Source organism: Streptomyces palmae (assembly GCF_004684805.1).
GTDB classification, from domain to species: Bacteria; Actinomycetota; Actinomycetes; order Streptomycetales; family Streptomycetaceae; genus Streptomyces; species Streptomyces palmae.
This window is the reverse complement of the sequence record NZ_SRID01000049.1, coordinates 20,294-27,509: the sequence shown is the minus strand read 5'-3', so window position 1 is coordinate 27,509 and position 7,216 is coordinate 20,294. Positions and strand designations below refer to the sequence as shown.

The 7,216-nt window shown below is 69.7% G+C and carries 9 protein-coding genes and 1 pseudogene; 9 read left to right on the top strand and 1 reads right to left on the bottom strand.

Features of this window, described 5'->3' with window-relative positions:
- The 7 genes and pseudogenes from E4099_RS08220 to E4099_RS08195 form a co-directional block, all read left to right on the top strand.
- Nucleotides 1–442 (top strand): annotated as a pseudogene (locus E4099_RS08220) (hypothetical protein); the annotation flags it as partial.
- Nucleotides 439–918, top strand: coding sequence for a hypothetical protein (locus tag E4099_RS08215; RefSeq protein WP_135338293.1), 480 nt, complete (start codon nt 439–441; stop codon nt 916–918). The pseudogene E4099_RS08220 and the gene E4099_RS08215, both read left to right, overlap by 4 nt.
- Before the next feature lie 26 nt (nt 919–944).
- A complete protein-coding gene (locus E4099_RS08210; RefSeq protein WP_135338292.1) occupies nt 945–1,466 on the top strand; it encodes a hypothetical protein in 522 nt (173 codons plus the stop codon).
- Between the two features lie 162 nt (nt 1,467–1,628).
- Nucleotides 1,629–3,992, top strand: coding sequence for a hypothetical protein (locus E4099_RS08205; protein WP_135338291.1), 2,364 nt, complete (start codon nt 1,629–1,631; stop codon nt 3,990–3,992).
- 215 nt (nt 3,993–4,207) lie between these two features.
- The gene (locus E4099_RS32890; RefSeq protein WP_167828319.1) at nt 4,208–4,348 is read left to right on the top strand and encodes a hypothetical protein; all 141 of its coding nucleotides are present in this window, start codon (nt 4,208–4,210) and stop codon (nt 4,346–4,348) included.
- Nucleotides 4,349–4,569: 221 nt separating this feature from the next.
- The gene (locus tag E4099_RS08200) at nt 4,570–5,241 is read left to right on the top strand and encodes a hypothetical protein (RefSeq protein WP_245244677.1); all 672 of its coding nucleotides are present in this window, start codon (nt 4,570–4,572) and stop codon (nt 5,239–5,241) included.
- Between the two features lie 154 nt (nt 5,242–5,395).
- A complete protein-coding gene (locus E4099_RS08195) occupies nt 5,396–5,575 on the top strand; it encodes a hypothetical protein (RefSeq protein ID WP_135338290.1) in 180 nt (59 codons plus the stop codon).
- A 29-nt stretch (nt 5,576–5,604) separates the two neighbouring features.
- Here E4099_RS08195 and E4099_RS32885 read toward each other — a convergent pair whose 3' ends face one another.
- Nucleotides 5,605–5,745 carry a hypothetical protein gene (locus tag E4099_RS32885; RefSeq protein ID WP_167828318.1) on the bottom strand — a complete coding sequence of 47 codons (141 nt, stop codon included), beginning with the start codon at nt 5,743–5,745 and terminating at the stop codon, nt 5,605–5,607.
- Between the two features lie 25 nt (nt 5,746–5,770).
- Here E4099_RS32885 and E4099_RS08190 point away from each other — a divergent pair, with 25 nt between their 5' ends.
- Both E4099_RS08190 and E4099_RS08185 read left to right on the top strand, forming a co-directional pair.
- Entirely contained in the window at nt 5,771–6,577 is an 807-nt protein-coding gene (locus E4099_RS08190) for an HIT family protein (RefSeq protein WP_135338289.1), read from the top strand.
- On the top strand, nt 6,574–7,074 hold the full coding sequence (locus E4099_RS08185; protein ID WP_245244675.1) for a nucleoside 2-deoxyribosyltransferase domain-containing protein: 501 nt from the start codon (nt 6,574–6,576) through the stop codon (nt 7,072–7,074). Before E4099_RS08190 ends, E4099_RS08185 begins: the two co-directional genes overlap by 4 nt.
- The last annotated feature ends 142 nt before the right edge of the window (nt 7,075–7,216 follow it).

Below are 7,216 nucleotides of genomic sequence, written 5' to 3'. Positions count from 1 at the left end.
TCCCCGGCCGGTCGCGCCGCCGCCCCCCGCGGGCCCGCCGTCGACCGCACTGCCGGCGCCTTCCGCGCCATCGAGCCCCGCGCCGACCGCGGGCGAGGGGCCGCCCCCGATCCATCTGACGGTCAACTTGCCGGGCGCGCCGACCCAGCAGTCCAGCGAGCGGCGGTTCTTCCTCAAGGTCTCCTGGCTGTTCAACACCAGCGCCTTCGGTGCCGCGCTGGTGGTCCGGTCGTTCCTCAAGCCGGTGCTGCACGCGTGCGGTGACCCCTACGAGCCGGTGGTCGTCGGTGCGGTGGTCGCCGCGGTGATGGAGCTGGCCGCCACCGTGCACAAGAGCCGGCCGATGTGGCGCGTGCGGACCTTCACCTACCTCATGGTCCTGATCACCTTCACCACTCCCGCGGGCCTGCACGCCATCGCCAACCGCATCACGGGAGTGTGACCGCGGTGATCACCCTCGGAGGAGTCGCCGCCGGGGGCAGTCTGCTGGTGTTCACACTCGCCCGCTGGGCGCGCACCGGCCGACGCCTGGATCGCATGATCCTGCTGGCCATCGGTCTGGGCATGGGCCTCCTGGCCGCGGGCTGTAGCGGCGGCCTGCTGGCCTGGATCACCGCTCACACGGCCGGGCCCGCCAACGCGGTCGGGCGTGTGCTCATCGGCGGCGCGGACCAGGCCGTAGCCGACGTCCACAGGGACGAGCTGGCGGTGGGCGGAGGAGTCGCCATCACGGTGCTGCTGGCCGCTGCACTGCTGCTGGCCCGCTTCTGCTGCACCGATCTGCGCTGGCACCTGGCGATCGGGGCCCTCAGCGGTGACCTCCTGGGCCGCACACCCGGTGTGAGCGCCCTCGTGGCCGACACCCTCACGCCCGCCGTGAATTCCCTCGGCGAACACATTCTGAATTCCCTGAACTAACCCAACGAACTGGAGAACAAAAAGCCATGGCGAATATCCCTGCACAGGGCCTCACGATCGGCGGCCTCTTCGTGGGGCTGGCCATTCCGACGCTCTACTGTTCCCGGTGGGCCGTGCAGTACCTCAAAAGCAAGAAGTCCCCCGACAAGCAGGAGGCGGTCGGCCTCGGCGTCGGCATCCTCTACGGCGGCCTGGCCACCATGTGCACCGGTGGACTGATCGGCTTCGGCGCCGGGGTGATCACCTGGCTCGGCAACGGCGCAGGCAGCCTCACCATGTGGGGGTTGACCGGCGGCAACACCACCCTGGACGCCCGTAGCACCACCGTCACACTCACCGGCGAGGGAAACCTGATTCTCCTGCTGCTGACAGTCGTAATCATCGGGGCCTGGAGGGCTTTGGGAAAGAAGATGCAGGAGATGGCAAAGAGGGGCATCGTCTCCGGAATTCTGCTGGGCCTGTCCGCGACGCTGGGCGGCGCAGTCGCCGCATTCATCATCCCCGCCGTGAACAATTGGGGCGCCCAAATCGTCGGCAGCATCGCCTAACCCGCACATTCCACGGCGACGAACGCCACCGGTCGGCCACGCCCAGCCTCCCCTCTCTCTGCCCGCCACCGCGCGGTCCGGGACAGGGGCCGGGCCAGGCGTGGCCGGCCGCAGCCGCCCGCCCCACACCCCAGCCAGCACTACCGATCAGGAGTACCGACCGTGACCAGCGACCTGCCCGACCGCATCATCTACGAGGGCGAGTTCGTGGACGACGACCAGGTGGACCAAGAGCCGTCCGGTGGCACCGGTCCAGCAACACCTCCTCCCACCCGCCGCGCACGGATCACCGCCGCGCTCGCCGCCGCCACCCTGCGCGCAGCCACCCGCGAGATTACCGCCATCACCACCGGGTTCAAGGTGCTCAAGGCCGAGCGCGGCCAATGGCTGTCCGCGTCCAACCTCACCGACGCCCACCTACGCGCTCACCTCCTCAACCACCGCTACCGACGCTGGGAGCGCCGCCAGCGGCAAGAGGCCCAGCGCCTGAAGGAGAAGGCGGAGGAGGCCGAGGAACGGGCCAAGGAGGCCCAGCGACGCGCTCGGCAGGAGGACGTCCCAGAGGGCTACCAGCGTGCCTCCGAACAGGCCGCGAAGGAGCGCGCCGAGGCGGTGGCCTGGCGGAACCAGTCCCACGGAGTCGAGAGCACCCTGTACGCCGAACACCGCGAGCCCAGCCCCGAAGAGCTGGCCCAGCAGCGTCGCCGGACCGCGAACCGCCGCCGGCTCAAGACGGCAATCACCGGCGCCGTGCTGGCCGCCGTGGAACTCTACTGGGCCAGCACACTGCCCCTGCTCACCGCAGGGGGCGCCATCGTGACGGTCTGGGCCAAGGGCCGCATGCCTAACTGGCGCAGCACACCACCCGATGTGCCCGCCCTGGCCTACAACGCCACCACCGGCACCGCTGTGGACGGCGCCACCACCTCGGACGGCGCCACCACCTGCAACTCCGGCTCCAGCGCCTCCGCGCACGGCCCTGCTGGCGACCCCACAAGCAGCGCCACCGAGCGGGAGAACCTCGTGCCCTACCCGATCCGGGAGGCCACCACCGCGGACGAAGCCGCCGAAGCGCTCCGGCGCGCGATCCTCCAGGAGGGCGGCGACGTCGAAGCCGTCACGGACGCGGTAGAGGAGCCCTGGGGATGGTCGGTGCGCGCTTCGTTCAGCAGCGGCAGCCCGGACGACCTCAACGAGGAGAAAACCTACAAGGGGCTGATCACCTTGCTGAAGGTGCGGCGCAACGGTTTGTTGATCGAGGGCGATCCCGAGGCCGGCGACTCCTGCACCATCCGGATCCTCAAAAAGGACCCGTTCACCGCCGAGCTCGTCGGCACCGTGCCCTACCGGGCCCCGCTGTCCGCCTCGATCAGCGACAGCGCCGACTTCGGCGTCGCCATGGACGCCACACCGCTCGTTTTCACGCTGGCCGGGCTGATGCTGCTGATGGTGGCCGACTCCGGCGGTGGCAAGTCGGGCATCATGCTCGCGATGGCCGAGGTCGTCACCTCCACCCGGGACGCCGTCGTGATCAATCTTGACCCCGTCGGTACCGGCGTGGGTGACCTCGGCCCCGCGATCACCCTCAACGCGACCATGGACGACGCCCTGATCAGCGATGTCCTCGACTTCTTCCTCAACCTGTGCACCGCCCGCGCCGCCCAGCGCGCCGCGTACGGGTGGGGCAACAAATGGCGCGTCAGCCCCGAGCATCCCGCCTTCTGCCTCTTCGTGGACGAGTGGCCACAGCTGTCAGCCAAGAACAAGGCCAAGCTGATCAGGCTGCTGCTGCTGGGACGCAAAGAAGCCATCTGGGTCTACGGCGGAAGCCAGTTCGGCACCAAGGACTACCTTGGCGAGGCCATCGGCCCCAAGCTCGCCGCCAAGCTGATCGGAGCCTCCCGCCGCGTTGACGTCACCGAGCTCCTGGGCGGCGGAGCGCTCGCCGAGGGCTACCGGGCCGACCTCATCGTGGCCGCCACCCACACCGAGCGCAACGACGCCGGCCAGATCTACGCGACCGGCCTGCCCGGCATGCCCAACCGCCCGCTGCGCTACCAGGTCCGCGAGATCCTCCCCGAATACGCCGCCAAGGTCGGAGCCGAGAGGGCCGCGGCCGGCCTGCCCGACGTCACCCACACCCTCACCGAGGCCGGCATGATCGACCAATGGGCTGATCTCCAAGCCGCGTGCGCAGACCCCACTGTGCCCGGCACCAGCAGGAGCGGCACGAGCGCCCCGGCCATCGTGCAGACCATCCGGGCCGCGTTCACCGCTGTGGACGATCCGGAGTACCTGACCATGGACCAGCTCCACGTCCACCTCCGCCGGGACGACGAACAGCGATGGGGGCGCTGGGACGACAAGGACGACCGCGACCGCCTGCGCGAGCTCGGCAAGGCCCTCAGCCGAGCACTGCGCGACGCGAAAGTGGACCTTTCGTCCAAGCGCATCACCGAGCTCGACGGCCAGCCCCGCGGCTACTACATGGCCGACGTCCAGGAGGCCGTGGACGCTCATTCCTGACCCTGCATTCATCGGCGACTCATTGGTCGCCCATTGGCGTTGATCGGCTCGCCACAGCCGATCAACGCCAATGGCTGCCCAAACAAGAAACCATTGCTGACCTGCGGAAACCGATCAATCCAATCAGCCAGCTCCCCCCCGGCCCTCAGGACGCTGCCGCCCTCTCAGCCAGCGAACACGGGGGCCGGCCTCCCACCCAGCAGAGAGATCACATCGTGGCCAAGAAGATCACCATCACAGAGGCAGACGGGACCGTCATCGAGACTACCGTCAGCGACGATTCCGTCGCCCGCGAGTACGAGGAGCTGCCGTTCCAGGTGGACCACATCACCACCGTCACCGTCACCGACGACTGACACCCCGCCAGCCGCAGCAGTTGCCGTTCGGGGATCGGTCACCGTGGCCGATCCCCGAACGCTGGCGCAAAGCTCATATTTCGGTCCTACGTCCGGCCTCCGACACGCCTAACCCGGAGGCCACCTCAGAGCGCCGTCAGAACCTCGCCGCTCGGAGGTGGCCGCTGAATCGGCACAGTGGGCCCTGGCCCCCTTCACCCACTTCAAGATCAGGACACTCGATGCTCTCTCTGTCTCTGGCCGCCAAGCACCTGACGGCGCCCGCCGTGCCTGCTTCCGTCCGCATCGCAGGTGTGGAGGTGACCTTGAACCGCTCCATCGAGCGCCTCGCGCTTTTCGGCTGCCTGCTGGCGGCCTTCGGTGAAATCCATCCTTTCTGTGATCACTGGGCACAGGGCTCGACAACAGCGAAATGCAAGCGGCTGTACGGCACGCACCGCGTCTACCGAGACGGTGTGGCCGTCGGGGAAGAGACGACCGACCGCAGCGGCGAGCCGACTACGACCGCCAGCAGCCGGGGGCGGCGCGCTGTCGCCCTGCATGTCGCGACCTATTCCGCGATCCAGTCCGGCGCAGCGGTCGCACTCACCCGATCTTTCGGATACCGCGTCCCCGCCCGTGCGCTCCTGGCTGGCGCAGCCATCAACGCCGGGACGCACGCGGTCATCGACCGCGGCGCATTGTTCCTCTGGCTCGCGGACCAAACAGGCCAGCGTGGCTACATCGAGCACTGTCAGGCGGTACGCCTGGACAAGGACGGCAAACCGCAGGCCGAGATCACCGGTCCCGGAACTGCCTGGATCGAACTGGACGCTGCCCTGCACCGAATCATCGGCGTCGGGGCCGCGGCCGTCATCACCTGGCTTGCCACACGCAAGCGAGGCCGCAGGTGATCGGATCCTGACCTTCTGGCAGGTGGAGCCAGCGGACCCGATCAGGTCCTCCTGCGCGCCATCCCACACCTTCAACGCAGCCCGGTGCGCCAGTTCATCCTGTGAACTGGCGCACCGGGCTGCGCTTCTCCCCGCACGTCTAGCTGGAGGCCCCATGAGGAGCACCAACCGCGACGTCGACTACGCCCTTGCCTACCCCGAACCGCCAGCCTCACCGCTCTGGCGCCGCCGCGGCCCCAAGACCCGGCCGCTCACCGACTCCCAAAGGCAGCGCAACCGCGAGCTACTGGACGTCGCGCAGAAGCGCACCCCCAAGCCACGTCCAAGAAGCTGACTGAGCCAGGTGACGCCTCAGACACACATCTACGCGTGCACCACCACGGCCCCGAGCACCGCTGGCAACCAGGCTTCGGCGACCACCACGCCCAGCAGCTGGGCCGGCGAGGCCACCACCCCGGAGCTCCGTCCCGCCATTCCGGCCGGGCGGCGCTCCGGCATCTCCACCGCCCTTTTCGATCCTGGAGGCTCCATGACAGCCCCTGACCTGTTCATTTACTCCTACGGCGCCCGTTGGCAGGACCCGCCGCCTCGCCACCGAGCCGCCGTTCTCGACATCCTGCTGACGGACGAGCTGCTGGCCCCGCCCCACGAGCCGGCCCTGGCCGGCGTCGCCGCGCAGCTGACCGGACAGGACCCGGGCGTACGCGACCGCATCCTCAACACCCCAAGCGCGGCCCGCATCATCGCCGACGCCGTGCACGACCTCGCCGCCCTGCGCGCCACCGCGAACGGCCGGTCGGTCCAGCTCCTGGTTCAGTCCCCGTACGGCCGGCACCGAGCTCCCGCCATCGCCGACGCCATCGGTCACCGCATGCGCGAGGTCGGCGCCCGCGTCCGGGTCACCCACCACCACATCAACCGGCCGCCGGTGCCCGCCAGGCCCCCGTACCCCGACTGCCCGTTCTGCCAGATCATCCACGACGGCGCCCCTGCCACGATCGTCCACGAGTGGGCCGACGCGGTCGCGATCGTGCCCCGCAGCGGCGGTTGCACCAACGGCCACCTCCTGGTCTTGTCCCACGACCACGTCACGGACTTCACGACCGATCCCGTCGTCTCCGGCACCGTGCAAATGCGCGCCGCTGAACTCGCCGCGCGGATCGGCGGCCAGTGGAACTACGTCACCTCTTGCGGGCCGGCCGCAACCCAATCCGTGTTCCACCTGCACGGCCACCTCGTTCCTCGCACCGCCGGCGACCGCCTCCCGCTGCCCTGGACCCCCCAACACGCCGCGCGCGCAGCAGCCGCCGCCGAGCAGAACGGAGCAACGCAGTGAGCGTCACCCTCGTCATGGCCCGTGAGTCGATCCCCGCCGGGCCGAGCGTGTTCTTGGCCGGGCCCACCCCGGACAAGAGCGCCCCGGTGCCGTCCTGGCGCCCGACCGCCGTCGCCGCCCTATCCGCACAGTGGACCGGCAACCAGCCGCTCACCGTGCTCAGTCCCGAGTCCCGGGGCGGCACCCGGGCGGCCCGCTACGAGGAGCAGGTCGACTGGGAGACCGCGGCCCGCGGGGCGGCCTCCGCGATCCTGTTCTGGATCCCCCGGGATATGCGGACCTTGCCGGGCATGACCACGAACGTGGAGTTCGGCCTGGACGTCAGCAGCGGCCGCGCAGTGCTCGGGGTCCCGCCGGACTGCCCCAACCCGGAGCGCAATCGATACCTGGTCTACGTCGCCCGCCGCCACGGCGTGCCGGTCTGCGAAACCCTCCCCGACGCGGTGACCGCCGCCTTAGCCCTAGTCGCCGCCAACACCGGACAGGAGACACGATGATCCGGCGCAGGTACCGCCGCGGCGGCAACGCCCCCGCCGCCCTCAGCCTCAACGACCAAGCCGCCATCGAAGTGCCGCACCGTCCCTGAACTGGCCGCGCCCAGGGGGCTCTGCCTGTCCGCCACCGCGGGGCTGGCAGAGC